Below are 1929 nucleotides of genomic sequence, written 5' to 3'. Positions count from 1 at the left end.
GTATCGAACTGGGCGAGATCGATGCCCGCCTGGCCAAACACCCGGCGATCCACGAAGCGGTGGTCACCGCCCGCGAGGACGTGCCGGGCGACAAGCGCCTGGTGGCCTACTACACCCTGGCCGAGGGTCATGCCTCGGTGGAGATCGACAGTCTGCGCCGCCACCTGCAGGAAAAACTGCCGGAGTACATGGTCCCGGCCGTCTACGTCGTGCTGGAAAAACTGCCGCTGACGCCGAATGGCAAACTGGACCGCAAGGCCCTGCCGGCACCGGACCTCGACGCCGTGGTCCGCCGTGGCTACGAGGCTCCGCAAGGCGAAACCGAAATCGCTCTGGCGCGGATCTGGAGCGACTTGCTCAAAGTCGAGCAGGTCGGGCGTCACGATCACTTTTTCGAGTTGGGCGGCCATTCGCTACTGGCCGTCAGTCTGATCGGCCATATGCGCCAGGCCGGCCTCAGTGTCGATGTGCAGGCGCTCTTCAGCCAGCCGACCCTGGCGGCCCTGGCCGCTGCCGTGGGCGGCGGGCGGGAAATCGTCGTTCCGGCCAACCTCATCCCGGCCGGCTGCGAGCACATCACCCCGGCGATGTTGCCGCTGCTCAGCCTCGACCAGGCGGCTATCGATCGTATTGTCGCCAGCGTGCCGGGTGGTGCGGCGAATGTGCAGGATATCTACCCGCTGGCACCCTTGCAGGAAGGTATCCTTTATCACCACCTGTCGGCCGGTGCAGGCGATCCCTACGTCCTCCACGCCCTGTTCACGGTGCCGGACCGCTCGCGGCTGGACGCCTTTGCCCAGGCGCTGCAACAGGTCATCGACCGGCATGACATCCTGCGCACCGCCGTGCTTTGGCAAGGTCTCGACGAGCCGGTCCAGGTGGTTTTGCGCCAGGCCCGGTTGCACTACGAGACCTTGGCGTTCGATCCGCGTTCTGGTGAGGTGGCGGACCAGCTCAAGGAACGTTTCGATACCCGCTACTCGCGGATGGATGTGACCCAGGCGCCGCTGATGCAACTGGTGTTCGCCGAGGACGAAGGACAGCAGCGCTGGGTGGCGATGTTGCGCTTCCACCACATGGCCCTGGACCACACGGCCCTGGAGGTGGTGCGTCAGGAAATCCAGGCGCATCTGCTGGGGCAGGCCGCGCAGTTGGGCAGCCCGGTGCCGTATCGCAACTATGTGGCCCAGGCCCGCCTCGGTGTGAGCCAGGAGGAACACGAACGGTTCTTCCGCGAACGTCTCGGCGATATCGACGAACCGACCCTGCCGTTCGGCCTGCAGGATGTGCAGGGTGACGGCAGCGAGATCGAACAGGCCGATCTCGCACTGGACGCCGGCCTGAGCCTGCGCCTGCGGACCCAGGCCCGTCAGCTCGGGGTCAGTGCCGCGAGTCTGGTGCACCTGGCTTTCGCCCAGGTGTTGGGGCAGGCCAGTGGCCGTGACCAGGTGGTCTTCGGTACCGTGCTGCTGGGCCGGATGCAGGGCGGCGAGGGCGCCGATAGGGCCCTGGGCATGTTTATCAATACCTTGCCGCTACGGGTGACCCTGGACGGTCAAAGCGTGCGTGAGGGGGTCAAGACCACCCACGCCGAACTGACCGCCTTGCTCGGGCACGAGCACGCCTCCCTGGCACTGGCCCAGCGTTGCAGTGCCGTGAGTGCGCCGCTGCCGTTGTTCAGCGCCTTGCTCAACTACCGCCACAGCAGCCTGGCCGTGACCGAGCAGGCGCAGAGCGCCTGGCAGGGCATGCAGGTGCTGGGCGGGGCCGAAGAGCGCACCAACTATCCGCTGACCCTCAACGTCGACGACCTGGGGGACGGGTTCCACTTCACGGCCTTGGTGGCGACTGCCATCGGTGCACAACGTCTTTGCGGCTATCTGCAAAGTGCCTTGGACGGCCTGGTGCAGGCCCTGGAGCAGGCACCAG

The 1929-nt window shown here is 66.3% G+C and carries 1 protein-coding gene; it reads left to right on the top strand.

All coding sequences use genetic code 11. From position 1 onward, the window contains the following. A partial coding sequence (locus PF66_RS31585; protein ID WP_241494497.1) for a condensation domain-containing protein occupies nucleotides 1-1929 on the top strand: 1929 nt, incomplete at both ends.

The sequence above is a fragment of the Pseudomonas asplenii genome (genome assembly GCF_001293465.1).
GTDB classification, from domain to species: domain Bacteria; phylum Pseudomonadota; class Gammaproteobacteria; order Pseudomonadales; family Pseudomonadaceae; genus Aquipseudomonas; species Aquipseudomonas fuscovaginae_B.
This window is presented reverse-complemented; position numbering and strand designations above follow the sequence as displayed.